1 protein-coding gene is annotated in these 441 nt (G+C 49.0%); it reads right to left on the bottom strand.

Features of this window, described 5'->3' with window-relative positions:
• A partial coding sequence (locus ACTHSP_RS21985; protein WP_440347007.1) for an MlaC/ttg2D family ABC transporter substrate-binding protein occupies positions 1-380 on the bottom strand: 380 nt, incomplete at its 3' end.
• Positions 381-441 lie beyond the last annotated feature (61 nt).

Raw genomic sequence — 441 nt, forward strand, 5'->3', positions numbered from 1 at the left:
ACGATTTCTTTACCGCCTTTGTTTACGACCGGGTTGTCTTTGATGTTGACCTTGGCGTTTTTGAATTTCAGCATGGTGCCGGAGTAGGTGCGGATCAGCAGGGTTTGGAACTCTTTAGTCAACGCTTGTTTTTGTGCGTCAGTTGCAGTACGCCATGGGTTGCCGACGGCCAAAGCTGTCATGCGTTGGAAGTCGAAGTAAGGGATGGCGTAGGCTTCAGCTTTTTGGCGTGCAGTGTTGGCATCGCCGCTGTTGAGGATTTTCAGCACTTGAACGGAGTTTTCACGGACTTGGTTGACTGCGTCGGCAGGAGAGGCAAATGCCATGCTGATGCTCAATACGCCGATGCTCAATGCGCTGATGAAGGAAGTTTTTTTCATGGGAGTGTCCTGAATATTGGGTTGATATGTGTTTATTGTTTGTTTTGACCGGCAGATTCAC

The organism is Neisseria sp. P0001.S005 (assembly GCF_051963715.1).